This is a genomic window from Enterobacter sp. RHBSTW-00975 (assembly GCF_013615235.1).
In the GTDB taxonomy this organism is placed as follows: domain Bacteria; phylum Pseudomonadota; class Gammaproteobacteria; order Enterobacterales; family Enterobacteriaceae; genus Enterobacter; species Enterobacter ludwigii.
The window spans coordinates 2,439,643-2,460,697 of the sequence record NZ_CP055883.1; the positions used below are offsets into that span (position 1 = coordinate 2,439,643).

Genomic DNA, 21,055 nt, shown 5'->3' on the forward strand with positions numbered 1-21,055 from the left:
CCTTATGACCGACAGTGTATATCAGCAGGAGAAAAAGAGAAGATTTTGCTAACTGTTATAGTTAGCCAGATGCATTACTTACGCAGTTCGGTGACGTTACGCTGAGCGTGGCGGGCAGCGGCCAGATGATCGAGGGTAATCATCGACGATTTGCAAAAAATGCATTTTGCACCGAACGGGTTTTTCTCAGACACATCAAAAGCTGAGGTACGGTACTGCGAACCATGGCAGCATGGGCAGCGGAAATGGATATAAGAAGTCATAGGATTCTCCTGTAAACGTAAAAACGTTAATTGCTTAATGGGCCCTTCAGGCGATAGTGGTTTGAAACAAAAACTAATCGGAGTGTAGAAAAAGACCCAAGAGAGGCTGCGGAGAGGCACAACGTGATGAGAACTGCTTTATAAAACTACGTCAGATGTTTATTTGGACTCAAACCCAGAGAGCCATTAACGCATGTTGTTGATAACAAGGCAAGCTGTTTAATGCATAAATTTCATAAAAATAATTTTTTTATTCTCTCACGCGAGCTATATCAGATGTGCAAAGCGTGATGTTTTCATGAACTGTTATAGGTAAATTTCGCTTTTCTGCGTCTGATACTCGTTATTTCGCCCCTATACCATAACAGCACACCGTTTGACATTGAGGTTGTGCATGTTTGGTTTAGATGCTTTTCATCTTGCACGGATACAGTTTGCCTTTACCGTATCCTTCCACATTATTTTCCCGGCAATCACCATCGGTCTGGCGAGTTATCTCGCTGTGCTAGAAGGCCTGTGGCTGAAAACCAAAAACCCGGTCTGGCGTTCGCTGTACCATTTCTGGTCGAAGATTTTTGCCGTTAACTTCGGTATGGGCGTGGTCTCCGGGCTGGTCATGGCCTACCAGTTTGGGACCAACTGGAGTGGGTTTTCACAATTTGCCGGCAGTATTACTGGCCCGCTCCTGACCTACGAAGTGCTTACTGCCTTCTTCCTCGAGGCAGGATTCCTCGGCGTTATGCTGTTCGGCTGGAATAAAGTCGGGCCGGGTCTGCATTTCTTTGCAACCTGTATGGTGGCGCTGGGGACCGTTATCTCAACCTTCTGGATCCTCTCATCAAACAGCTGGATGCAGACGCCACAGGGCTTTGAAATCGTCAACGGACAGGTGGTGCCGGTGGACTGGTTTGCCGTGGTGTTTAACCCCTCCTTCCCGTATCGCCTGCTGCATATGTCGATAGCGGCCTTCCTGAGTAGCGCCCTGTTTGTCGGCGCATCCGCAGCCTGGCATTTGCTGCGCGGAAACAACACCCCCGCCATCCGCGCGATGTTTTCCATGGCGCTGTGGATGACCCTGATTGTGGCTCCCCTTCAGGCGATGGTGGGTGATATGCACGGGTTGAACACCCTGAAGCACCAGCCCGCTAAAATAGCAGCCATTGAAGGCCACTGGGAGAACCCACCGGGTGAACCCACCCCGCTGCTGCTGTTTGGCTGGCCGGATATGGAACAGGAGCGCACCCGCTTTGGGCTGGAGATCCCGGCGCTTGGCAGCCTTATTCTGACGCACAGCCTCGACAAACAGGTTCCGGCACTGAAAGAATTTCCAAAAGAAGACCGGCCAAATTCCACCATCGTCTTCTGGTCATTCCGCATTATGGCGGGCTTAGGCATGCTGATGCTGCTGCTTGGGGTGACGGCACTCTGGTTACGTTATAAAAAGCGCGTGTACGCTTCGCGTCCCTTCCTGTGGTTTGCCCTCCTGATGGGACCCACCGGGCTGATTGCCATCCTGGCCGGATGGGTCACTACCGAAGTGGGCCGCCAGCCTTGGGTCGTCTACGGGCTTCAGCGAACGAAGGATGCGGTTTCTGCGCATGGTGACTTGCATATGAGCGCGAGTCTGCTGGCCTTCTTCGTCGTCTACACCTCCGTATTTGGCGTGGGTTACAGCTATATGGTCCGCCTGATTAAAAAAGGACCTCAGCCTCATGAATCGTTTGCCACCGAGTCCGATGGACGTCCCGCACGCCCGCTTTCTGCCGTTACTACTGAACATAAGGAGCAACCATAATGGGTATCGATCTTTCCATTATCTGGTTTGTTATCATCGTCTTTGCCACGCTGATGTATATCGTGATGGATGGTTTTGATCTGGGGATAGGTATCCTGTTCCCGGCTACGCCTGATGCCGACGATCGCGATGTGATGGTGAACAGCGTTGCGCCGGTCTGGGACGGCAATGAAACCTGGCTGGTGCTCGGCGGTGCAGCGCTGTTTGGCGCGTTTCCGCTGGCCTATGCGGTCATTATTGATGCCCTCACTATTCCGCTGACGTTAATGCTGATCGGACTTATTTTCCGGGGTGTGGCATTTGAGTTTCGTTTTAAAGCCACGCCGGCACACCGCCCTTTCTGGGACAAAGCGTTTATCGGCGGTTCGATCCTGGCGACCTTTACCCAGGGCATGACGGTGGGCGCAGTGATCAACGGCTTTAGCGTCACCGGGCGTGCCTACAGTGGCGGACCGTTCGACTGGCTGACCGTTTTTAACCTGTTCTGCGGCGCAGGTCTGGTGGTGGCCTACGCGCTGTTAGGCTCGACATGGCTGGTGATGAAAAGCGAAAACGCGCTGCAACAGCGAATGCGACGGGTATCCAGAACGCTACTGATCCTGCTTCTGGTATTCATTGCAGCAATCAGCCTCTGGACGCCACTGGCGCAGCCGGCCATCGCCGCGCGCTGGTTTACCCTGCCGAATCTTTTCTTCCTGCTGCCCGTGCCGGCGCTGGTGGTGATCCTGAGCCTGTGTCAGTGGCGTTGCCTGAATAACCCAGAGAGCCATCATCTGCCGTTTATCCTGACGTTAGGGCTGATTTTTCTCGGCTTTAGCGGACTTGGGATCAGCATCTGGCCGCACATTATTCCCCCGTCAATCACGCTCTGGCAGGCGGCGGCTCCGACACAAAGTCAGGGCTTTATGCTGGTGGGCGCGTTGTTGATCATTCCCGTGATTCTGGTCTACACCTTCTGGAGTTACTACGTGTTTCGCGGAAAAGTACAGCATGGAGAGGGTTATCACTGATGCAACAACCTTTCTGGAAAAGAGTCATGTGGCTGGCCATTATCTGGGGCGGCAGCGTACTGGCACTGGCGGCGGTCAGTATGCTCTTTCGCATGTTAATGACGGCCGCAGGGTTTAAATCGCACTGATCGTATTGCGGGCAACGACAACGTTGCCCGGTACCCGCCCGCACTTTCAGATAAACCCCATTAACGCACGGCAGAGTATCGTTACACTGAAAAAAAGATTCACAGTATCTATCGTCTGAGAAGAAAAATGAAAAAGCTCATTGCGTTAAGTTTTATCAGTCTTGTCCTCACCGGGTGCGTTAATCCTGGTAAAGCCTCCGTTCAGCCGGACCAACTTAAGAGCCACCGTTTTGTGCTGGAGAATGTGGACGGGAAAGCCGTTAAGGCCACGACAACGCAACCAGAGATCAGCTTCAAAGCCCTGTCTGATATCAGTCTGGTTAATAACATTAGCGTTTCCGGCGTGATGTGTAACACGTTTAACGGACAGGGGAAATTGTCCGAAGGTGAGCTCAAGGTCAAAACGCTCGCCATGACGCGCAAGCTCTGTACCGAACCACAGTTGAACGAACTGGATCAGGCCATTGGCGACATGCTGCGCAAAGGGGCGCAGGTCGACCTGACTGAAGACCAGTTAACGCTGGCGACAGCCGATAAAACGCTAATGTTTAAGCGTGCGGAGTAATCAGTAGTTTCCGCAGGATCCTACGGCAAGCGACTGTTCACTGCAGCGTTTGCCGTTTGGCAATGCGCACATCCCGATAGCTGAGCCGTCAAGCTGGCGGGCAACAGACAGCGAGCCGCCAATCATCGCGCAGTTGGCTTGTCCGGAGCTGGACATCGCCGCTTTCATTCCCGGCGTTACGTGTGCCGCCGTTGCCTGCTGAACAGGTTCACTGCTGCATGCCGATAATAATAACGCGGCACACCCGACCCAAAATGCTGAACGCATGCTCTCTCTCCCCCATTAATAATGCGAAACCTATGCATAATAGGCATCACATGCCGTGTCGTCGAGAGCGAAAGTGCGTATTTATGCGCTCCTGAAACAATTTCTCGCAATTTTTTCGCCAAAAGATTGATCTACTCATTGATGTCGAGAATACCGAGGACACAAAAGCGAAAATCGTAAAATCCGACCTTTGCTAAACTAAGGGAATAATATTCAAAGCCCGTTGTGTTTTTTTCGGGCTCCTTTTTTTGCGCAATGTAAGGGTGTTGTCCTATGCAAACTATTGACGGTAATGGTGCAGTCGCGTCCGTCGCGTTTCGCACCAGTGAAGTTATCGCCATCTACCCAATTACGCCAAGTTCTACGATGGCCGAACAGGCCGATGCCTGGGCGGGCAACGGACTGAAAAACGTCTGGGGCGACGTCCCAAGAGTTGTGGAAATGCAGTCTGAGGCTGGCGCTATCGCCACCGTCCACGGGGCGCTGCAGACCGGTGCTTTGTCGACGTCATTCACGTCGTCGCAGGGATTATTGTTGATGATCCCGACGCTCTATAAACTGGCAGGACAACTTACCCCGTTTGTGCTTCACGTTGCCGCACGAACCGTTGCGACACACGCCCTCTCCATCTTTGGCGATCACTCAGACGTGATGGCCGTCCGCCAGACCGGTTGCGCCATGCTGTGCGCCAGCAGCGTTCAGGAAGCACAGGACTTCGCGTTAATTTCGCATATGGCGACGCTGAAGAGTCGCGTGCCCTTTATTCATTTCTTTGATGGTTTTCGTACCTCTCACGAAATCAATAAAATCGTTCCGCTGGCAGACGACACGCTCCTCAATCTTCTGCCGCAAGCGGATATCGACGCGCATCGCGCCCGTGCGCTGAACCCGGAACACCCGGTGATCCGCGGGACATCGGCCAACCCGGATACCTATTTCCAGTCCCGGGAAGCAACGAACCCGTGGTACAACGCCGTTTATGATCACGTTGAGCAGGCGATGGATGATTTTGCCGCGGCCACCGGACGTCAATACAAACCGTTTGAATACTACGGTCATCCGCAGGCGGAACGGGTCATTGTGCTCATGGGGTCAGCCATTGGCACCTGTGAAGAGGTAGTGGATGAACTGCTGACCCGTGGTGAAAAAATCGGCGTGCTCAAAGTGCGGCTCTACCGACCGTTTTCCGCGCGACATTTGCTCTCCGCCCTGCCGGAAAGCGCGCGCACCGTGGCGGTGCTCGATCGCACTAAAGAGCCTGGCGCCCACGCAGAACCTCTGTATCTGGACGTCATGTCCGCGCTGGCTGAAGCGTTTAATTGCGGTGAGCGCGAAACACTGCCGCGCGTGATCGGGGGTCGCTATGGGTTGTCCTCCAAAGAGTTTGGCCCGGACTGTGTGCTGGCGGTGTTTAATGAGCTGAGCGAGGCTAAACCAAAACCGCGCTTTACCGTCGGTATTTATGATGACGTGACCTACCTCTCTCTGCCCCTGCCGGAAAACACGCTGCCTTCCACCGCAAAACTTGAGGCGCTGTTTTATGGACTGGGCAGCGACGGTAGCGTCTCCGCGACCAAGAACAACATTAAGATTATCGGGAACTCCACGTCGTGGTATGCCCAGGGGTATTTTGTCTACGACTCCAAAAAAGCAGGCGGGCTGACCGTTTCCCACCTGCGCGTCAGCGAGCACCCTATCCGCTCGGCGTACCTTATCTCGCAGGCTGATTTTGTGGGCTGTCACCAGCTGCAGTTCATCGATAAGTACCAGATGGCAGAGCGCCTGAAACCGGGCGGTATTTTCCTGCTCAATACGCCATACAGCGTGGATGAAGTCTGGTCGCGACTGCCGCAGGAAGTGCAGGCGGTGCTGAACCAGAAAAAAGCCCGCTTCTACGTCATTAACGCTGCAAAAATTGCCCGCGAGTGTGGCCTTGCCGCGCGAATTAACACCGTGATGCAAATGGCCTTCTTCCACCTGACGCAGATCCTGCCGGGAGACAGCGCGCTAATGGAACTGCAGGGGGCGATTGCCAAAAGCTACAGCAGTAAAGGTCAGGAGCTGGTCGAGCGTAACTGGCAGGCGCTGGCGCTGGCACGCGAGTCTTTATTTGAAGTACCGCTGCAAGCGGTTGATGCGTCCAGCCCGAACCGTCCACCGGTGGTTTCTGACGCGGCACCGGATTTCGTGAAAACCGTGACGGCAGCCATGCTGGCCGGGCTGGGTGATGCCCTTCCCGTCTCCGCGCTGCCGCCGGATGGCACCTGGCCGATGGGCACCACGCGCTGGGAAAAACGCAACATCGCCGAAGAAATCCCCATCTGGAAAGAGGAGCTGTGTACCCAGTGCAACCACTGCGTAGCAGCCTGCCCGCACTCGGCCATTCGTGCCAAAGTGGTCTCCCCGGAAGCGATGGAAGACGCCCCGGCCAGCCTGCATTCACTTGATGTGAAATCCCGTGATATGCGCGGACAGAAGTATGTTCTGCAGGTCGCTCCGGAAGACTGCACCGGATGTAATCTGTGCGTTGAGGTCTGTCCGGCGAAAGATCGTCAGGATCCGGACATCAAAGCCATCAATATGATGTCGCGCCTCGAGCATGTCGAAGAAGAGAAGGTAAATTATGACTTCTTCCTGAACCTGCCGGAGATCGACCGCAGCACGCTGGAGCGTATTGATATTCGTACCTCGCAGCTCATTACTCCGCTGTTCGAGTATTCAGGCGCCTGCTCTGGCTGCGGTGAAACACCGTATATCAAGCTGCTCACGCAACTGTACGGCGACAGAATGTTGATCGCTAACGCCACGGGCTGTTCATCAATCTATGGCGGTAATCTGCCTTCCACGCCGTACACCACCGATGCCCATGGCCGCGGTCCGGCATGGGCGAACTCGTTGTTTGAGGATAACGCCGAGTTTGGTCTGGGCTTCCGTCTGACCGTTGACCAGCACCGCGCACGCGTGATGCGGTTACTGGAACAGTTTGCTGTCCACATCCCGGCGGAGCTGAATGAGGCGTTGCACGCTGATGCAACGCCAGAACGTCGTCGTGAGCAGGTTGCGGAACTGCGCAACGCTCTGCAGGACGTGGAAGGTGCCGGGCAGCTGTTGACCGACGCTGACGCGCTGGTGGAAAAATCAATCTGGCTGATCGGCGGTGACGGCTGGGCGTATGACATCGGCTTTGGCGGGCTGGATCACGTGTTAAGCCTCACCGAAAACGTCAACATTCTGGTTCTGGATACGCAGTGCTATTCCAACACCGGTGGCCAGGCGTCAAAAGCTACCCCGCTTGGCGCAGTAACTAAGTTTGGTGAACACGGCAAGCGCAAGGCGCGTAAAGATCTCGGCGTCAGCATGATGATGTACGGCCACGTGTATGTCGCGCAAATCTCGCTGGGCGCGCAGCTGAACCAGACGGTGAAAGCCATTCAGGAAGCGGAAGCCTACCCGGGTCCGTCGCTGATCATTGCCTACAGCCCGTGTGAAGAGCATGGCTACGACCTGGCACTCAGCCACGATCAGATGCGCCAGCTGACCGCAACCGGCTTCTGGCCGCTCTACCGGTTCGACCCGCGCCGCGCCGATGAAGGTAAATTGCCTCTGGCGCTGGATTCACGCCCGCCTTCCGATGCGCTGGCCGAAACGTTAATGCAGGAACAGCGCTTCCGTCGCCTCAACGCGCAACAACCAGAGGTGGCCGAGCAGTTGTGGAAAGATGCCGCCGCCGATCTGCAAAAACGGTATGATTTCCTGGCGCAAATGGCCGGAAAAGCGGAAAAACCCACCCGCGACTGACGCTCCTGCTGCCCGGCTTGTCCGGGCATTTTTTTGCCATAAAAAAAGCCCGATGTATTCACACCGGGCGAGTCCAGATAATTAATGAATATCACGTTAATTCACTAAATGACATTCACATAAATTATGGATGAAAAATCTTAAAGGCATATAACGCCGCTGAGATTATCCGATTTAATAGGCAATTAATAATTTTTATTTAATATGATTAGCTTTAAATCATTCATAAAACCAATGACTATTACCGTCGCATAATCCGGTTAAGAATTAACTTAACTCGTAACAATTATATTTTATTATTCTTGGTCAGGTGTGATTTAGCATGAGACAGCTTTCTCGTGCGGAAAGTTCAATACGTAATTAAATAAAAACAACTGCAAAGGAATTCCAAAATGCAAAGAAAAGTACTGGCCCTGATGATTCCAGCGCTGTTAATGGCTGGCGCTGCTCATGCTGCAGAAATTTATAATAAAGACGGCAACAAATTAGATCTGTACGGAAAAGTAGATGGTCTGCATTACTTCTCCGACGATGCCTCTAAAGATGGCGATCAAACTTACATGCGTCTGGGCTTCAAGGGTGAAACCCAGATCAACAACATGATGACCGGTTACGCCCAGTGGGAATACAACATCCAGGCCAATAACACTGAAGGGTCTGATAACCAGTCATGGACGCGTCTGGCCTTCGCCGGTATTAAAGTCGGTGACTATGGCTCCTTCGATTACGGTCGTAACTACGGCGTTCTGTACGACGTGGAAGGCTGGACCGATATGTTGCCAGAATTCGGTGGTGACTCTTACACCAATGCAGACAACTTTATGACTGGCCGTGCCAACGGGGTCGCCACCTACCGTAACACTGACTTCTATGGTCTGGTACAGGGTCTGAACTTTGCCCTGCAGTATCAGGGTAAGAACGAAGATGCCAGCAACAACCAGGAAGGCACCAACAATGGTCGCGACACGCGCCATGAGAACGGTGACGGCTTCGGTATCTCCACCACCTATGACTTTGGCATGGGTATCAGCGCGGGTGCTGCCTATACCTCTTCTGACCGTACCAACGAACAGGTGATGAATACCACTGCCGGTGGCGATAAAGCGGATGCCTGGACTGCAGGCCTGAAATATGACGCCAACAATATTTATCTGGCGGCAATGTATTCTGAAACCCGCAATATGACCCCTTATGGCGATAATACGGATGCCGTGGCCAATAAAACGCAAAACGTTGAAGTGACCGCGCAATATCAGTTCGACTTCGGCCTGCGCCCGGCAATTTCTTATCTGCAGTCTAAAGGTAAAGACCTGGCCAACGGTCAGGGCGATCAGGATCTGGTTAAATATGCTGACGTAGGCGCAACCTACTACTTCAACAAAAACATGTCCACCTACGTTGATTATAAAATCAACCTGTTGGATGAAGATGACAGTTTCTACAAAAATAACGGCATTAGCACGGATGATGTCGTTGCATTAGGTCTGGTTTACCAGTTCTGATCCCAAGAGCCCGCATCGTGATGCGGGCTCGTTATTTTCGTTGCGACGCCTGAAGCCAGCCCTCCTCTTCTCTCCCATCATATTTCCCTCTCTTCGCGCCTCTCGGCTCAGTGAATGTGTGAATCATCTCAAAAGGAAATTTTATGACGGTGTCGTTAAGGGTAAGTTTAAAGAAACCCATGTAGACTAGCCTTATAGACTTTGCTTCATTAAGGATAACTGCGTTGTTTGGTCGTGTATCAGTTGCCGTACTTACCCTTCTGGCGATTATATGGATGGCGTTAATTTTTGATTTTGGTGGTGTCGTTGGGCATCTCGGCGCGCTGTTGAACCATCTGGATGGCAGTTAAGGTTTCCCCCAAACAATACGCCACCAGCAGGGCCGGTGGCGGGAAACGTATCAACGGACTATTTTTTGACCGGCTGAGGCTTTTTATCACCTGACTCAGGCGCCTCACGCGGATCGTCTTTCTCAACATACAGCATATTTCTCTCCTGTTTCGGATACCCACTCCCCACTATAGGCCGCATTGTTAAAATCTGGCCAGGCGGCAGTTATGCTTCTTTTTGACGAAAAGAGAGGTAGCCGAAAACCCCGCTGTCGCCATCCGCGGGATGATTAACGCCGTCCATCACCGCCACTTCGGCAAAATCAAAGGGGGTCACATTCTCAAAACAGGCCACATTCACGCCGTATTCGTTGGGATTTGAACGCCGCTGATGGAAGGTATAAATCCCGCAGACCGAGCAGAAGAAATGGCGGGCTGTTCCTGTGTTAAAACGATATTCCGTGAGCTTATCCGCCCCTTTTGTTACGGTAATGCCTGACAGCGGTGCCGAGACCACCACGGCGCCCCGCATCCGGCAAAAAGAGCAGCTGCAGCGCCGGGCGGTATTTAATCCGTCTGAAAGTTCAACGGTAAACGCCACCGCGCCACAATGGCACTGTGCATGACGAATATCAGCCATCGGTTACACCCCCTTTCTCACGAGCTCGGCAGCCTTAACGAAAACCTCATCTTCAACGCCATCGCCTTTCTGTCTGCCGAGTCTGACCAGTTCACTCACAATACTGTCGCGATGGATGGGTTGCTGTGCTGAAACAAGACCGATCACGGCGGCACCAATTGCCAGTCCCACTAATCCCGTTTGTTCATCTTTGTTCTTCATGTTTGTGCTCCCTTGTACAACACAAAAAGCGTAGCAGGATTGTGGTAAAACGTGGCGTTGTCACGGATGCTATTTATTCTATGATACAGGGCGTAACCCCTTAGCTAACAGGTGATGAGGTCGAGGTGTACGTGTCAGAATCGCGGCGCGAGGCCGTATTTGGGCGCATTAATGTTCGCGGCCCAGACCTTGATGTCGTTTTGAAGAAGTAAGGTAAAATCCGATTTCAGATGGTTAACCATGCCGTTAACGCTCTGTGCATCTTTCACCGAAAAATGCTCTATCCGGTTCTGCCCGACCTGAACACAATAATACGTGGCCGGAAGCACTTTGCCATTCACGTTAAGTTCTTGCCGGGTCCCGTCACAGCGCCCTTCGTTGATATAGGAGACCAGCAAATTTGCTGATTTCCGCTCAGGCTGAGAGATGCTCAACATGACCGGGAAACCGTCTGAAGTCTGGGTTATATCGTAAAGAACAGCATTTTTTATATACCAGGTATTATATTCCCGCTCCTGAAAAGCTGACCTCGAAGGCGCAGAAATGACCACCAGCATTGCCAGTGTAATAGTTTGAATTTTCATGAGATGTTGTCATCCGTGTCGTTGCACACATTATTCAGATCGTGCAAAAAACAGCAACACCTTAAGAATATTCCTACTACTATTGGCAGTCGTTTTGAGTTATCTACCGTGGTCAGCGCGTTATTGCATTCCGTTTGTACACGCTCAGTACGTTAAAACAGGAAAGAGTTGGTACACCGCCACCATCGCTGAAATACTGACAATGACAGTGACAATGAAGTAGGTTTTGAAGGGCTGCTTTTGCGTTTTATGGCGAAACAGTTGCTGACCTATAATCGCCCCGGGCCATCCGCCGATAAGGCCAAATACCAGCAGTGTGGCTTCCGGCACTCTGCGCATGGCCCTTCGCGCCGCCATTTTGTCGGCGCCATACATCGCTAACGTCAGTACGTTGATAAGCAGGAGCCACAGGATAAACGGATGCGAGGTGAATAGACTTCCGATTGCGGCGATCAACAGAAGCAAATAACAAAAGCGATTGAGGGTCATAGCACAAGCCACTGGAATGTTCAGAGTATGTCGAAGCCGCATTATACGCGATATCACAAAGCAAGGTTGCTGCCGTCCACAATTCAAAATCCTGTAAAACGTGCTGGCATTCGGCGCAACAATCCGTACCATACACGGCACACTTTCGCATGCTGGTGGTTAACCGCAGGCGCTGACCCGTCTTTTATTGCCAGTCAGATGGGGCACTAAAATGCGCAGAGGGTGTTTGAAATCTAAGCTTCATAGAGTGAAGAGATGAACAGCAAAGAGAGGGCAATGCGGAAAGAAGCTGCCCCTCTAAACCGTTTGCCCCACTGGTGCCCCATTTGAAATTTGAGTACAGATTAAATGCAACAAAATCAAGATATTAATAAGAAAGAGCAATACAACCTGAACAAACTGCAAAAGCGTCTGCGCCGTAACGTTGGTGAAGCCATTGCAGACTTCAATATGATTGAAGAAGGCGACCGCATTATGGTCTGCCTGTCAGGTGGTAAAGACAGTTACACCATGCTGGAGATCCTGCGTAATCTTCAGCAAAGCGCGCCGGTGAAGTTTTCCCTGGTGGCGGTTAACCTCGATCAAAAGCAGCCTGGTTTCCCGGAACACATTCTGCCGGAATACCTCGAAAAACTGGGCGTTGAGTATAAAATCGTAGAAGAAAATACCTACGGGATTGTGAAAGAGAAGATCCCGGAAGGCAAAACCACCTGCTCGCTCTGCTCTCGTCTTCGCCGCGGCATCCTGTACCGTACCGCGACAGAACTGGGTGCAACCAAAATCGCACTCGGCCATCACCGCGACGATATCCTGCAGACGCTGTTCCTGAATATGTTCTACGGCGGTAAGATGAAAGGCATGCCGCCAAAACTGATGAGCGATGACGGCAAACACATTGTGATCCGCCCGCTTGCCTACTGCCGCGAGAAAGATATCGAGCGGTTCTCTCAGGCCAAAGGGTTCCCGATCATTCCATGTAACCTGTGCGGCTCTCAGCCGAACCTGCAGCGTCAGGTGATTGGTGACATGCTGCGTGACTGGGACAAACGCTACCCGGGCCGTATCGAAACCATGTTCAGCGCGATGCAGAACGTGGTGCCTTCTCACCTCGCGGACGTTGAGCTTTTCGATTTCAAAGGTATTAACCATGAGTCGGAAGTGGTGAATGGCGGCGATCTGGCGTTTGACCGGGAAGAGATCCCCGTGAAACCTGCTGGCTGGCAGCCAGAAGAAGATGACAATCAGTTTGAAGAACTGCGCCTGAATGTCGTGGAAGTGAAATAGTGGAATAATGCAAACGCGTCTCAGACCACCGTCTGAGACGCGTTTAAACCTTATTTCAGCAGACGAACGCGACAGGTTTTACCCTTGATTTTCCCGTTCTGCAGCTGTTTCCAGGCCTTATGGGCAACCGACTGGCGAACAGCAACATAAACATGTGCAGGATGTACCGCAATCTTGCCGATATCCGCCCCATCCAGCCCCACGTCTCCGGTCAGCGCACCGAGCACATCACCCGGACGCATCTTGGCTTTTTTACCGCCATCAATACACAGCGTTGCCATTTCTGCTTCCAGCGGAACGAGACTGACGTTGCCCGGTGCATTCACCCAGTTAAGCTTAATCTGCAGCATTTCAGACAGAATATTGGCGCGCTGCGCCTCTTCCGGTGCGCAGAAACTGATGGCCAGACCGCTGTTTCCGGCACGCGCAGTACGGCCGATACGGTGAACGTGTACTTCAGGATCCCATGCCAGCTCGTAGTTCACGACCAGCTCAAGCGATTTAATATCCAGACCGCGCGCCGCCACGTCGGTGGCAACCAGCACGCGGGCGCTGCCGTTGGCGAAACGGACCAGCGTCTGATCGCGATCGCGCTGTTCCAGATCGCCATGCAACGATAACGCGCTCTGACCTGCGGCGTTCAGGGCGTCACAGACCGCCTGACAATCTTTTTTGGTGTTACAGAACACCACGCAGGAAGCGGGCTGATGCTGACTGAGCACCTTCTGCAGGAGCGCGATTTTTCCATGCTGGGACGTTTCATAAAACTGCTGCTCGATAGCAGGCAGCGCATCAACACTGTCAATTTCGATGGTGAGCGGATTTTTCTGCACGCGGCCACTGATTGCGGCGATCGCTTCAGGCCAGGTCGCCGAAAATAACAGCGTCTGACGGTCTGCAGGCGCGAAACGGATCACTTCATCGATAGCATCGCTGAAGCCCATATCCAGCATCCGGTCTGCCTCATCCATGACCAGCGTGTGTAATGCATCCAGCGAGACCGTACCTTTTTGCAGGTGGTCGAGCAGTCGGCCAGGCGTCGCCACAATGATGTGAGGTGGATGCTGAAGCGAATCACGCTGCGCGCCAAACGGTTGTCCGCCACAGAGGGTTAAAATCTTGGTGTTAGGCAGGAATCGCGCCAGACGACGCAGCTCGCCCGCGACCTGGTCCGCCAGTTCGCGGGTTGGGCACAGCACCAGAGACTGCGTCTGAAACAGCGCAGCATCAATATGCTGTAGCAGACCCAGACCGAAAGCCGCCGTTTTTCCGCTCCCTGTTTTAGCCTGAACGCGTACATCACGCCCCTCAAGAATGGCGGGCAATGCGGCCGCCTGAACAGGCGTCATGGTGAGGTATCCCAACTCGTTGAGGTTATCGAGTTGGGCGGCGGGCAGTACATTCAGGGTTGAAAAAGCGGTCACAATAGTCTCTCGTGGTCATCTTTGCGGTCAGATGGCGCGTATCCTCGCAGATCTCGGGGTTCGATGCGACAATTTAATCGGTTCTTCATCGGGCGGCGGGTCAGGCATGGGTTGCGGACGCGGAACAGGATCGGGCATCGGCGTCGGATCGGTGGGGATCGGATCGGACTGACGTGAATACTGCAGTTGCAGAGCGAGTAAGATGCTCATCATTCCCTCCAGGTTTTACTGACGTCCCTTTTAGGGTAGACGCTGGGGAACAGGAGGCAAAAAAAAGCCGACTAGTTAAGTCGGCGTCGTACGAATCAATTGTGCTATGCAGTAATTCAAAAAAGGAAGTAAGACAATATGGAGCGCAACGCCCATCGCTTGACGTTGCATTCACCTGCGGGAGTAATATTGCACCTTACGGGGTCATTGTTTATTGACTTCGCTCAAATAAAAGAGCGTTTTGATCTCCGTAAAAGCTGAAAAAAGCGTAAATTTACAGCCATTTACTACGATGCAACCACCATGCAACACCACCGATCAAAACAACTAACATGACGCAAAATGCGGTAAAGCCATAATGGGCCGCGCCGCCGGGAATTCCGCCCAGGTTTACGCCAAACAATCCCGTCAGGAATGTGCTCGGCAGAAAGACCATTGCCATCAGCGACATCGTATAGGTTCTTCTTGCCAGCGACTCCTGCATCACCTGCGCGATTTCATCCGCCATGACGCCCGTGCGGGCAATACAGGAATCGATTTCATCAAGTCCGCGCCCCAGCCTGTCGGCAATATCCTGCATTCGGCGTCGCTGATCGTCATTCATCCAGTTGAGCCTTTCGCTGGACAGACGCGCGTATACGTCCCGCTGCGGCGTCATATAGCGGCGCATGACAATTAACTGCTTACGCAGGAGCGCCAGAAAACCGCGCGGCGGGATCTGCTGATCGAGCAGGTTATCTTCGAGGTCGATGATTTTATCGTGCAGCTCTTCGATAAACTCACTCGCATGGTCAGTCAGCGCGTCGCAGACGTCCACCAGCCAGCTTCCGCAATCGGTCGGCCCGGTGCCCTCTTTCAGATCGTTCACGATATCATCCAGCGCCAGAACTTTACGCTGACGGGTGGAGACAATCAGACCATCGTCCATATAAACACGCATCGCGACCAGCTGGTCAGGACGTTCATCGGTGCTGCCGTTAATGCAACGCAAAGTGATGAGCGTGCCGTCCCCCATTCTGCTCACACGTGGCCGCAGGCTTTCACCCGCCAGCGCATCACGCACGTTGTTCGGCAGGAGCGGCGTCGTGGCCAGCCAGTCGGCACTGTCCGGATGGGTATAGTTAAGGTGTAGCCAGCAGGGATGCTCATTATCAATGACATCGTTGTCTTCCAGCGGTCGGGCACCGCCACGACCATCCAGCACCCAGGCAAAAACTGCATCAGGAACGTTTAGTTCTGATCCTTTTATACTCTCCACCGTGCCTCCCCCTTTTCAGCTCTTTCGTTGTCAGTCTAGCTTTCATCAGGGGTTAAGCAACAACTATGTTTCGCATCGCGCTGAATTCGCTCAGGAAATAACCGTATTCCGCCAGGCGCCTTTTCAGACCGCACGGGAGGGTCATTCAGCGGCGAGAAGCCGGGATAAAAGAGCCCGGTTAACCGGGCTCTTTTCGTGCATCAGAGGGAGTGACCGGGACGCGAGTGGAATGACAGCGGGCCAGCATGAGAAGGCGTGGATTCAGCCTGATATCCCTTTTCGAGCCGGAAGTTACGCGTCCGCGCCTGCAGTTCACTCACCTGATTACGCAGTACATCAGAGGATCCGTTGAGTTCTTCTGCCATCGTAACGTTACTTTGCGTGACCCGTTCCAGCTCAGACAAGGCCAGCGTAATCTGGGAAATGCCTTTCTCCTGCTCTGACGTCGAGGTGAAAATGTCATCCATCAACTGGCTGACATTGCCGGAGCCGGTCACAATTTCTTGCATATTCTTTTCAGCTTCGGACACAACGGTCACGCCCTGAGTAACGTTATTGCTGGTCACTTCAATCAGCGTTTTGATGTTTTTGGCGGCATCCGCGCTGCGGTGGGCCAGGTTTCGCACCTCTTCTGCCACCACCGAAAACCCTTTTCCGTGGTCACCGGCTCTGGCCGCCTCAACGGCCGCGTTTAGCGCCAGGATATTCGTCTGGAAGGCAATGCCGTCGATCATTGAGATAATCTCCGTCATTTGCTGTGCACATTCGGTAATGGATTGCATATTGGTGGCCACCTGCCCCATCAACTCGCCACCTTTACGCGCCTGCAATGTCGCCCTGTTTGCCTGCTCGCTGGCCAGTCGGGTGTTATCGGCATTATTTCGGGTACTTGCTGCCATCTGCTCCATGCTGGCAGCCGTTTGCACCAGCGATGCAGACTGCTGCTCTGTTTTCACCGAAAGCTGCGCGCTACGCGCGGAGAGTTCATCGGACAAGGTCATGGCGGTTTGCGACGAGGCCCTGATCTCGCGTACCAGGGTCGCGATGTTGCTGGAGAGGCTGTTAATCCCGGGGATTAAACGCCCTGCACAGTTATTGCCAAATTCAGGGATAGTCACGCCAAGATTGCCTGCAGTCACTTCTTCAATACTTTTTTTCACCGTATTGATCGGCGTCACAAGATACTTTGTCATGTAGCCCCAGAGCAAAAATAGCGCAACGAAATTAATGATATTGAGTGAAATAAAGAGAGAGGATTTGCTGGAAAATAGAACAACGACACCTGCATCAACCAGGAAAAGACATAAAAGGAACCCGGCAATGAAGGTTCTGACACTAATATTTCTTAGCATGATTATATCCACGATTTTATATTTAGGTCGGCATTAAGATTTATAGCATTCGTGTTGTTGTTTGTCCTGATGAACAACGCTGGTTTCACCTTTCGCCGTTAGCCACCTGAGATTTAACTTAAGTCAGATAAAAACAGGGTATTAGTGAAAATGTTATATGCAGCATCCTGTGATACTGGTTTCCTGCCACTTTAAGCGATACCATCGCCTGCGATGAGACAATATGGCCGCGCTCATATTTAAGGAGCTTTGCTGCAATTATTCGCCTTTGTTTAGCAATGCTTAATAGGTGCCGGAAAGAATATATTTTATATTCACCGCCAGCCTTAACGTTTTAATATGACCGGTCGTTTTGCACGATACCTAACTCATATTATTTGAATGCGCATGTACGTTGCCAGTTAAAGACGTGCCCGGCAGGCGAAATCGGTAACCCTCTTTGGCGTGGGATTGCATAATGCTCAATATATCGTGGGACCCTGTGTTAATAGCCCTCTCGTATCTGGTGGCCTTTATCGCCTCATTTGTGGCCCTGGACAGCGCCGGAAAAATCCCGCTTTCCAGCCGTAAAACGGCGATGTTCTGGCGTATCGCCGGAGGCGTCACGCTTGGGATCGGGATCTGGTCAATGCACTTCATCGGCATGCTGTCGATGCAAATGCCGATGATAATGAGCTATAACCTCTGGTTAACCCTCGCCTCACTGGGCGTGGCGGTGGTTGCATCCACGGTCGCCATCAATATTGCCGTAACGGGTAAAACCCTTTCCCCTTTTCGATTGATCGTTGCCACGGTGCTCCTGAGTGCTGGCGTGGTCTGTATGCACTTTATCGGTATGGCCGCACTGATGCTGGACAGCCATATTCTCTGGGATCGACGCATTGTTGCCGTGTCCGTGTTGATTGCCGTTATGGCCTCCGGCGCTGCGCTGTGGCTGGCATTTCGCCTGCGGGATATGCGCAAAGGGGTGTTTATCAATCGTATTCTCGCGGCCTGCGTGCTGGGTGTCGCCATCTGCGCGATGCACTACACCGGCATGCGTGCCGCCCATTTTCAGGAAATGACGCATACCCTGCCCGGCGGTATCAGCGAGTTGGGGTTATCGGTCTGGGTTTCTGTCACCACACTGTGCCTGCTCGGCGGTATGTTAATGATTTCGCTCATCGACTCGCACCGGCGGACGAACCGACTGACCGATAACCTACGCCAGCTTAATCGTCAGCTTGAACTGCAGGCGCGGTTTGATGCGCTCACCGGTCTCGCTAATCGCCACCAGATGGACATTCGGATGCAGGATTGCCTGCGCAGCGCATTGCTCAGCAAGAAGCCATTCGCCGTGATTTTCCTCAACGTCGATCATTTCAAACGCATCAACGATACCTGGGGCCACAACACCGGGGATGAGTTGTTAATCTCTCTCGCGCAGCGCATTACCGCCCGCCTTACCCGCGAGATGACCCTCGCCAGGCTTGGCGGCGACGCCTTTATCCTGCTGGTTCCCGAGTGTGACGACGATAAACTCAACGCGCTGCTCACGACATTGCTGGAGGATATGCGCCGCCCGTTTTCACTTTGTGGGCACACGCTGAGCACAACAATCAGCGCGGGGGTCAGCCTCTACCCGCAGGATGGCGAGACGCTGCATGAGCTGAAGCTAAAAGCCGATGCGGCCCTGAATCGCGTCAAAGAGGATGGACGAAACGGCTGGGCCGTCTACCGGAACGAGATGTCAACGGCCATTCCGGCCAACCCCGGCTTCCTGCAGGAGTTAACTCAGGCGCTGGAACGCGATCAGTTTGAACTGTGGTATCAGCCGACCTGGCATGCAAAAGACACCACTATTCACGGTTTTGAAGCCCTTCTGCGCTGGCGGCACCCTGAGCAAGGGGTGTTGCTGCCTAATCTGTTTTTACCGTCGCTGGAACAAACGGGGCTGATCATCCCGGTGGGGAACTGGGCGATTGAAGCGGCATGCCGTCAGCTTCATTTCTGGACAGAACAAGGTTTCAGCCAGTGGACATTGTCCTTTAACCTCTCCCCCGTCCAGTTCGAACAGCCGGATATCTTCCACATCATTTCGTCGATGTTGCATAAATATAATCTGTCGCCCTCCCGGCTTATCCTTGAGGTGACAGAAAGTACCGCACTGAAAAATCTCGACCGCAGTATTGAATTACTCAATGCGTTCAATCAAGCCGGGATTACCGTCTCGATTGATGATTTTGGCACCGGCTATTCCAACCTGTTGATGTTGAGCGTTCTGCCCGCTAAAGAGCTAAAAATCGACAAGAGCTTTGTGCACTCGATGCTGGTAAATGAAAAAAGCCGCAAGCTGGTGGAAACCATTATTAATATCGCCAGGACCATGGAAATGAATGTGGTTGCGGAAGGGATCGAGACGCAAGAACAACAGGTGGTGCTGACGGACCTCGGCTGTGATTACCTGCAGGGGTTTCTTTTCTCCCGTCCATTACCTGCCGAACAGGTTCCCTGGCTGCTGCTGCAAAAAAACTCAGACAAACAAATTATACCCATTGGTAAAATTCACGCGGAACCCGCATATATTTCACAAAAAAATCATGCCTGACCGGGTTAAGTAGAGTATGTTTCAAAGGAGTCCACTCCCGTTAATTCTGTCATGATCCTCAGGCACATTGTGCCGATGTACAGGAATACGCTATGTCGCAAAATTGTTTTGATGCGCTGAATTTAATTAAAACCCCCGTGTGGCTCATTTCACCTGCTTCAGAACAGATCATTTTTGCAAATGTGGCCGCCGCTCAGATCATGGGCGATAAAACCCTGGATGACCTACGCAAAGGTACCTATTCCGCCAATGCGCATCACGTGCTGTCGATGTATGTGCCTGAACTGAAGAGTGAGCAGGAGATCGTCGAAATCTGGACCATCTCCCGCGATGGACATGAAACCGCGCTGAGCTGCCGTCTCTCGCTTGCCCATTTCGTGCCCCAGGGGAATGTTATTGTTTTTGAAGGGCTGACGCAGCAGGTTCTCTCCGGGCTTAAGGCCAGCCGCTCCGCGACCTACCAGCGCAAAAAACAGGGATTTTACGCGCGCTTTTTCCTGACCAACAGCGCGCCAATGCTGCTTATCGATCCGTCCCGGGATGGCCAGATTGTGGATGCCAATCTGGCGGCGCTGACTTTTTACGGTTATGCGCATGATGAAATGTGCAGAAAACATACCTGGGAAATCAATACTCTGGGGCGGGATGTGATCCCCGTGATGACGGAGATTGCCGCGTTGCCGGGCGGCCATAAGCCCCTCAACTTTATCCACCGTCTGGCCGATGGCTCCACCCGCCATGTTCAGACCTATGCCGGGCCGATTGAAATTTACGGTGACAAATTGATGTTGTGCATTATCCACGATATCACCGAGCAAAAAAGGCTGGAGCAGGAGCTGGAACACGCGGCACTGCGTGATTCCATGACGGGCCTGCTCAACCGGCGTCAGTTCTATATCATCACCGACCAGGCCAACACCTATCATCTTCCCGCGCAGCAGCAATTTAGCCTGCTGCTGGTGGATACCGATCACTTCAAAAATATCAACGACCTCTTCGGCCACCTGAAAGGTGATGAGGTGCTGATCTCACTCTCGCGCACGCTGGAAGCCTGTAGCCGCAAAGAGGACCTGGTCTTCCGCTGGGGCGGTGAGGAGTTCGTCATCCTGCTGCCGCGCACCCCGCTCGACACCGCCCTGCAAATCGCCGAAACTGTGCGCGATGCGGTCGCCCGTATCACGATCCCGGGTTTACCTCGCTTCACCGTCAGCATTGGCGTGGCGCGACATAATCCGGGCGAGAGTATGGATGAGCTGTTTAAACGTGTGGACGATGCGCTTTATCGCGCCAAAAGTGATGGGCGCAATAAAGTCCTGGCGGCATGAAACTGGTGTATCTTCGTAAGCCTCGTTACAATGCCCATCTCGAA

At 52.8% G+C, this 21,055-nt stretch carries 20 protein-coding genes and 1 pseudogene; 11 read left to right on the plus strand and 10 right to left on the minus strand.

Annotation, left to right across the window (positions count from 1 at the left end):
- Positions 1-74 precede the first annotated feature (74 nt).
- Complete coding sequence (locus HV340_RS11685) at positions 75-263, minus strand: hypothetical protein (RefSeq protein ID WP_020884014.1); 189 nt, start codon at positions 261-263, stop codon at positions 75-77.
- A gap of 394 nt (positions 264-657) precedes the next feature.
- Between HV340_RS11685 and HV340_RS11690 the strand changes: the two genes are divergently transcribed.
- The 4 genes from HV340_RS11690 to hslJ all read left to right on the plus strand — a co-directional run bounded on the left by HV340_RS11690 (position 658) and on the right by hslJ (position 3,761).
- Positions 658-2,058 (plus strand): cytochrome ubiquinol oxidase subunit I, encoded by a 1,401-nt coding sequence (locus HV340_RS11690; RefSeq protein ID WP_032678253.1) that lies wholly within the window; start codon positions 658-660, stop codon positions 2,056-2,058.
- Positions 2,058-3,068 carry a cytochrome d ubiquinol oxidase subunit II gene (gene cydB / locus HV340_RS11695; RefSeq protein ID WP_032678254.1) on the plus strand — a complete coding sequence of 337 codons (1,011 nt, stop codon included), beginning with the start codon at positions 2,058-2,060 and terminating at the stop codon, positions 3,066-3,068. Before HV340_RS11690 ends, cydB begins: the two co-directional genes overlap by 1 nt.
- On the plus strand, positions 3,068-3,196 hold the full coding sequence (locus HV340_RS11700) for a DUF2474 domain-containing protein (RefSeq protein ID WP_014170274.1): 129 nt from the start codon (positions 3,068-3,070) through the stop codon (positions 3,194-3,196). Before cydB ends, HV340_RS11700 begins: the two co-directional genes overlap by 1 nt.
- 127 nt (positions 3,197-3,323) lie before the next feature.
- Positions 3,324-3,761 (plus strand): heat shock protein HslJ, encoded by a 438-nt coding sequence (gene hslJ, locus HV340_RS11705; protein WP_059305719.1) that lies wholly within the window; start codon positions 3,324-3,326, stop codon positions 3,759-3,761.
- Here the strand turns inward: hslJ and HV340_RS11710 are convergent, their stop codons facing one another.
- On the minus strand, positions 3,762-4,028 hold the full coding sequence (locus HV340_RS11710) for a DUF333 domain-containing protein (RefSeq protein ID WP_014170276.1): 267 nt from the start codon (positions 4,026-4,028) through the stop codon (positions 3,762-3,764).
- A gap of 273 nt (positions 4,029-4,301) precedes the next feature.
- Here HV340_RS11710 and nifJ point away from each other — a divergent pair, with 273 nt between their 5' ends.
- The 3 genes from nifJ (at position 4,302) to HV340_RS24600 (ending at position 9,678) form a co-directional block, all read left to right on the plus strand.
- Positions 4,302-7,826, plus strand: a complete 3,525-nt coding sequence (gene nifJ, locus HV340_RS11715) for a pyruvate:ferredoxin (flavodoxin) oxidoreductase (RefSeq protein WP_059305718.1) — start codon at positions 4,302-4,304, stop codon at positions 7,824-7,826.
- A gap of 392 nt (positions 7,827-8,218) precedes the next feature.
- Positions 8,219-9,328, plus strand: a complete 1,110-nt coding sequence (locus HV340_RS11720) for a porin OmpS2 (protein WP_032678256.1) — start codon at positions 8,219-8,221, stop codon at positions 9,326-9,328.
- A gap of 224 nt (positions 9,329-9,552) precedes the next feature.
- Positions 9,553-9,678: a hypothetical protein gene (locus tag HV340_RS24600; RefSeq protein WP_255320659.1), complete on the plus strand. Its 126-nt coding sequence runs from the start codon at positions 9,553-9,555 to the stop codon at positions 9,676-9,678.
- A gap of 58 nt (positions 9,679-9,736) precedes the next feature.
- On the opposite strand, the gene HV340_RS24465 is transcribed toward HV340_RS24600, so the two are convergent.
- The 5 genes from HV340_RS24465 to HV340_RS11740 all read right to left on the minus strand — a co-directional run bounded on the left by HV340_RS24465 (position 9,737) and on the right by HV340_RS11740 (position 11,571).
- Complete coding sequence (locus HV340_RS24465; RefSeq protein ID WP_223263916.1) at positions 9,737-9,814, minus strand: hypothetical protein; 78 nt, start codon at positions 9,812-9,814, stop codon at positions 9,737-9,739.
- A gap of 69 nt (positions 9,815-9,883) precedes the next feature.
- Complete coding sequence (locus HV340_RS11725) at positions 9,884-10,297, minus strand: GFA family protein (RefSeq protein ID WP_020884007.1); 414 nt, start codon at positions 10,295-10,297, stop codon at positions 9,884-9,886.
- A 3-nt stretch (positions 10,298-10,300) separates the two neighbouring features.
- Entirely contained in the window at positions 10,301-10,498 is a 198-nt protein-coding gene (locus tag HV340_RS11730) for a hypothetical protein (protein ID WP_014170281.1), read from the minus strand.
- Positions 10,499-10,632: 134 nt separating this feature from the next.
- Positions 10,633-11,082 carry a hypothetical protein gene (locus tag HV340_RS11735; protein WP_059305717.1) on the minus strand — a complete coding sequence of 150 codons (450 nt, stop codon included), beginning with the start codon at positions 11,080-11,082 and terminating at the stop codon, positions 10,633-10,635.
- A gap of 144 nt (positions 11,083-11,226) precedes the next feature.
- The gene (locus tag HV340_RS11740; RefSeq protein ID WP_059305716.1) at positions 11,227-11,571 is read right to left on the minus strand and encodes a DUF1294 domain-containing protein; all 345 of its coding nucleotides are present in this window, start codon (positions 11,569-11,571) and stop codon (positions 11,227-11,229) included.
- A 93-nt stretch (positions 11,572-11,664) separates the two neighbouring features.
- Between HV340_RS11740 and HV340_RS11745 the strand changes: the two are divergent.
- Positions 11,665-11,805, plus strand: a pseudogene (locus tag HV340_RS11745) (tyrosine-type recombinase/integrase); the annotation flags it as partial.
- 114 nt (positions 11,806-11,919) lie between these two features.
- On the plus strand, positions 11,920-12,855 hold the full coding sequence (gene ttcA / locus HV340_RS11750) for a tRNA 2-thiocytidine(32) synthetase TtcA (RefSeq protein ID WP_032678259.1): 936 nt from the start codon (positions 11,920-11,922) through the stop codon (positions 12,853-12,855).
- Between the two features lie 50 nt (positions 12,856-12,905).
- On the opposite strand, the gene dbpA is transcribed toward ttcA, so the two are convergent.
- The 3 genes from dbpA to HV340_RS11765 form a co-directional block, all read right to left on the minus strand.
- Positions 12,906-14,279 carry an ATP-dependent RNA helicase DbpA gene (gene dbpA, locus HV340_RS11755; protein ID WP_014170312.1) on the minus strand — a complete coding sequence of 458 codons (1,374 nt, stop codon included), beginning with the start codon at positions 14,277-14,279 and terminating at the stop codon, positions 12,906-12,908.
- Positions 14,280-14,763: 484 nt separating this feature from the next.
- Positions 14,764-15,747, minus strand: a complete 984-nt coding sequence (gene zntB, locus HV340_RS11760) for a zinc transporter ZntB (RefSeq protein WP_014170313.1) — start codon at positions 15,745-15,747, stop codon at positions 14,764-14,766.
- A 200-nt stretch (positions 15,748-15,947) separates the two neighbouring features.
- The gene (locus HV340_RS11765) at positions 15,948-17,099 is read right to left on the minus strand and encodes a methyl-accepting chemotaxis protein (protein WP_063924904.1); all 1,152 of its coding nucleotides are present in this window, start codon (positions 17,097-17,099) and stop codon (positions 15,948-15,950) included.
- 457 nt (positions 17,100-17,556) lie between these two features.
- Here HV340_RS11765 and HV340_RS11770 point away from each other — a divergent pair, with 457 nt between their 5' ends.
- The gene (locus HV340_RS11770; RefSeq protein ID WP_040017616.1) at positions 17,557-19,686 is read left to right on the plus strand and encodes a GGDEF domain-containing phosphodiesterase; all 2,130 of its coding nucleotides are present in this window, start codon (positions 17,557-17,559) and stop codon (positions 19,684-19,686) included.
- A 92-nt stretch (positions 19,687-19,778) separates the two neighbouring features.
- On the plus strand, positions 19,779-21,011 hold the full coding sequence (locus HV340_RS11775; protein WP_040017617.1) for a sensor domain-containing diguanylate cyclase: 1,233 nt from the start codon (positions 19,779-19,781) through the stop codon (positions 21,009-21,011).
- Positions 21,012-21,055: the final 44 nt, after the last annotated feature.